The following is a 1663-nucleotide window of genomic DNA, read 5'->3' on the forward strand; positions in this document are numbered from 1 at the left end:
AAATCTGATATGTAATGACCTCTTGTCAAGTACAAGTTAACAGAAATCACCACAAAACTTTATTTAGTTGTCTGAAGGCACCCGGAAAGAGCCTCGGAGTATCAGTTCCCGGCATTGGCCACTCTGATATACGTGGATTGGTTACCGACAGGTCAATGGTCCGCCGTGAGCTCTACCGTCTAATTGCGTGGATCACAGATTTCTCTGTGCCAACATAGATTTATCGCAGATAGCTCGAACCTTGAAATGGCCGAAGCCCTTTCAGGATGTCTTCAGTTGTTACTTTAGTTACTGGCCAGATGTATGTGGCGCAAGCCATCTTACATCTGCTTGATTACCTGCTATAACAGCGGGATGATGATGTCAAGGCTGCGAAGCACCGCTGGCAGCGGCCTGGTCTTGATATCGGCAGCACGATGTTATACCTGTATCAGGTGATATGATCAGTCATCATGCCCCACATGAAACAGGCAAGCTCACGCGCAATCGCTGTTTTAGCTACATTGTGTTTCTTACTTTTTCCAAGAACCATTTTGTAGTATCGGCGTCTTAAGCGTTCATTGGCTTTATCTGCATAAGCAATAACCTGTGGTGAATTACCGGCTTGACGTGATTTCAGTTCCTTTGATTTGAATCCTATCTGACCACGGGCATAGCACTGGGAAGCTTCTGTAAGGAGCATACGCACATGACGATTTCCGGCTTTGGTAATGCCAAGCCTTGTCTGTTCATCACCGCTGGAATCCTCACCCGGTACAAGTCCCAGGTAGGAAGCAAATTTCTGTGCAGAAGCAAAACGCTGAAAATCGCCAACCTCAATCAGAACAGATAATGCGGTGTGAGTCTTGATACCGATGAAACAACAGAGTTTCTTAACCGATTCTCTGTATTCATCCTTGGAGGCAAGCTCCTCAATGCGTTTATCCAACCGTTCAAGCTTATCGCTAAGGGTAGTATAGGTCAGCAGATATTCGTCGAGGATTTCCTTATAAAGTGCCTCAGGCTTTAATGACTTAAGCCATTTGATGTGCGCTGCTGTCCAATGACTGTTTCCATCATAGCGATAGTTGTGGCGAAGACAAAATGCAAGAATCTGCTGCTTGACCTTTTTCAGTGCCAGTTTATGATCATCCCTCATACGGAGGAATTCTTTTGTTTCCTCGTCCGTTGCTGTAGGGATATGAACAGGACTGTAATTATGCTGTGCCAGACATTTGGCAATGATTTCAGCATCACGCCGATCAGTCTTAATTCTTCTTCTGCTGCACTGCTCAAGCATCGTTGTTGGCGCAAGTATCACACAGTTAACATGATGCTCTATTAATTGATGATATAAAGTATAACCGAGGCAACCCGCCTCATAACCGCATATAAAGTTAGCATCGTTTCCGTAGACGGTACGAAGAAACTCCAGATATTTCAGAACATTTTTGTAATCAGCTTCTGTTCTCTGGAAGTGGGAACCTTTCTCTGCATCGATTGTGTACGCACAAAATGTAAAACTTTCTTTGTGTACATCCATTCCTACGTAAACTGTGTTATAATTCATTTGATGACCTCCCTTTGTATGCGGTAATCCCTGTTACCATTGACTTTGACAATCTTTAGTATACAGGTAAATCCACGAACCTACAATGTGGAGGTCATTACATATTGTCTAATA

1 protein-coding gene is annotated in these 1663 nt (G+C 43.7%); it reads right to left on the reverse strand.

Features of this window, described 5'->3' with window-relative positions:
• Positions 1–430: 430 nt before the first annotated feature.
• Positions 431–1549, reverse strand: coding sequence for an IS110 family transposase (locus tag DWW60_RS13345; protein ID WP_055145656.1), 1119 nt, complete (start codon positions 1547–1549; stop codon positions 431–433).
• Between the last annotated feature and the right edge of the window lie 114 nt (positions 1550–1663).

The organism is Coprococcus sp. AF16-22 (genome assembly GCF_003461545.1).
Classification (GTDB): Bacteria; Bacillota; Clostridia; order Lachnospirales; family Lachnospiraceae; genus Coprococcus; species Coprococcus aceti.

What these genes read in the sequence shown, in the direction of transcription:
- DWW60_RS13345 (WP_055145656.1), bottom strand. Translation starts at nt 1,549, where the DNA reads ATGAATTATAACACAGTTTACGTAGGAATGGATGTACACAAAGAAAGT.